Here is a 1,383-nt window from a genome sequence, read left to right as displayed (position 1 = left end):
ACTTACACGTCCTTCATCGCCTCTTACTGCCAAGGCATCCACCGTATACGCTTAGTCACTTAACCATACAACCCTAAATAGCTTCCTTAAGGTAAACCTTAAGTCGTTGTTTCTGCTTATTCACATGAGTAAGGAATAAGTGTTCACAACCATTCACTTCCACCCAAAACGTGCGATACGTTGAAAGAATGGGTTTCGGCTGCCTACCCCCGCCTTTTTATCCGGAGTCAGGTGTGCATCTAAGCACTGTTGTATGCATGACTGTCTAATCAATTTATCGTGCAAAATCGACGTTGTTTGTCGACTTTTGCGCAAGGAGGACGAACAGTACACTCAGTTGTGTATGTCAGCCTTCTTACTACACTTTGTCAGATAGAGTAGCTTTTGAAAGAACATCTTTTCGATATTCTCAGTTACTCAATTTGATTGATTACTAATATCAGCTTTCCAAATTGTTAAAGAACAGGTTTAGAGTAAAAAACCCTAATCAATACTTACTCAACCGAGTAAAAATTCATTAGGATTTGCATCTTTCTGACCAAGTTTATTCAGTAGCCATTTCGCCTGATGAAGTTAATTTGATTGCGAGAAGCGCAGTGTGCGCCAGCACATGAGCATCGCAGCATTCAAAGTAACGATAGCAGGTAGAAATGGTAGGCTTGGGCAGACTTGAACTGCCGACCTCACCCTTATCAGGGGTGCGCTCTAACCAGCTGAGCTACAAGCCTATTGGTGGAGCTAAGCAGGATCGAACTGCTGACCTCCTGAATGCAAATCAGGCGCTCTCCCAGCTGAGCTATAGCCCCATAAGACTTGGTCGTTCTTCATTAATAACAAAACAATCTGTGTGAACACTGCGCTAAAAGGCAATAGACGATTTTTAAGGTAAGGAGGTGATCCAACCCCAGGTTCCCCTAGGGTTACCTTGTTACGACTTCACCCCAGTCATGAAACACAAAGTGGTAATCGTCCTCCCGAAGGTTAGACTAACTACTTCTTTTGCATCCCACTCCCATGGTGTGACGGGCGGTGTGTACAAGGCCCGGGAACGTATTCACCGCAGTATGCTGACCTGCGATTACTAGCGATTCCGACTTCATGGAGTCGAGTTGCAGACTCCAATCCGGACTACGACAAGCTTTAAGGGGTCCGCTCCACATCACTGTCTTGCTTCCCTCTGTACTTGCCATTGTAGCACGTGTGTAGCCCTACACGTAAGGGCCATGATGACTTGACGTCGTCCCCACCTTCCTCCGGTTTGTCACCGGCAGTCTCCTTAGAGTGCCCAACTGAATGCTGGCAACTAAGGACAAGGGTTGCGCTCGTTGCGGGACTTAACCCAACATCTCACGACACGAGCTGACGACAGCCATGCAGCACCTG

At 46.7% G+C, this 1,383-nt stretch carries 2 tRNA genes and 1 rRNA gene; all 3 read right to left on the bottom strand.

Features of this window, described 5'->3' with window-relative positions:
- Positions 1-651: 651 nt before the first annotated feature.
- A tRNA-Ile gene (locus ACXAGR_RS23745) sits at positions 652-728 on the bottom strand.
- Between the two features lie 2 nt (positions 729-730).
- Positions 731-806: transfer RNA gene (locus ACXAGR_RS23740), tRNA-Ala, on the bottom strand.
- Between the two features lie 80 nt (positions 807-886).
- Positions 887-1,383 (bottom strand): 16S ribosomal RNA (locus ACXAGR_RS23735); the annotation flags it as partial.

The sequence above is a fragment of the Alteromonas sp. ABH4_457 genome (genome assembly GCF_056160625.1).
Note: the sequence above shows the minus strand (reverse complement) of the source record. Positions and strands in the feature narration are given on the sequence as shown.